At 51.0% G+C, this 386-nt stretch carries 1 protein-coding gene; it reads left to right on the top strand.

Annotation, left to right across the window (positions count from 1 at the left end; genetic code table 11):
• Positions 1-44: 44 nt before the first annotated feature.
• Positions 45-386: hypothetical protein (locus tag ACPYOI_RS36015; RefSeq protein WP_481424166.1), on the top strand; the 342-nt coding region annotated here is incomplete at its 3' end.

The following is a 386-nucleotide window of genomic DNA, read 5'->3' as shown; positions in this document are numbered from 1 at the left end:
GCCAGTTTGTTCAACTTTAACATTGCTGTGTTTTTGATTGCTTCATGACAACCACTCTGATTTGGACCTCGTTCATCCTATTCTTCGTGCTAGCGCTAGTCAGCCCATTTCTTCCGCTGTTCCTTATGTGGAGGTCGGTCGCTCTCTCGGCTCTCGCCTTCATATCATTCCGATTGCTCCTTGGGCCTGTTCATTGGTCGGATCAGGACGCGGGCTACGCCATCGGAATTGCCTTACTGACATTGTTCATCTCGACTGTATTCGTCGCTTTGGCACTCCGGCTCTGCGTTGCTGCTTATTACGATTGGTTAAGAGCAGAAATCCTGCTCGGCGAGAACACGCGCTGGATCGACAGGGTCTTGCTTGCAGTCATAGGTGCTGTGGGA

It is taken from the genome of Rhizobium sp. SVR5-2C, assembly GCF_056755115.1.
This window is presented reverse-complemented; position numbering and strand designations above follow the sequence as displayed.